Below are 221 nucleotides of genomic sequence, written 5' to 3' on the forward strand. Positions count from 1 at the left end.
AACGCTCCTTTCTACGGGCAGAGCTCGCTGATTGTATAGCAGCGAATATGAAACCATTCCCATCAAGCGACGCAGTCGAACAATCACTTGCTGAGGTGCGGTCAGAGGGTGTTGTTGTAATAGGCGGTCAGCAGGCTGGGATATTAACTGGCCCGCTATATACCATACATAAGGTGATTTCCATCATCAAATTAGCAAAAATGCAGTCTCAAAAACTGAAT

At 45.7% G+C, this 221-nt stretch carries 1 protein-coding gene; it reads left to right on the forward strand.

Annotated features, from left to right (window positions below; genetic code table 11):
• The coding region (gene bshC / locus P6709_RS20290; RefSeq protein ID WP_278242678.1) for a bacillithiol biosynthesis protein BshC at nucleotides 1-221 on the forward strand (221 nt) is incomplete at both ends.

Origin of the sequence: Jeotgalibacillus sp. ET6 (assembly GCF_029667115.1) — a bacterium.
In the GTDB taxonomy this organism is placed as follows: Bacteria; Bacillota; Bacilli; order Bacillales; family Jeotgalibacillaceae; genus Jeotgalibacillus.